A 357-nucleotide genomic window follows, 5' to 3' on the forward strand; every position below is an offset into this window, starting at 1 on the left:
CTTAGCGATTTTGTTCTAAGTATAAATTATTATTTAGTAATTAACATGATAACATATCATAATATAATTTTTATTTTTGGCAGTAAATTTAAATTATTGTTTTTTGTTTTTATAGTTAATTACGATAAAATGTAAAATTTTTAGAAGATACACATATAATTTATAAAAAATACATTTTAAAACATATTTTTTCCATTTATAATAAAAAATATGACAAAAATAAAATAAAATTTCGCTATATAAGTCATATATGGTAAAATAAGTTATAGGGTTATTGTAATTTAATAATAAATTAGGAGAAGATATATGGTTAATAAAGATGAGAAAGAAAAACGACAATATACAATAGAAGATTTA

This window comes from Clostridium sp. ZBS2 (genome assembly GCF_023845855.1).
GTDB lineage: Bacteria > Bacillota > Clostridia > Clostridiales > Clostridiaceae > Clostridium > Clostridium aquiflavi.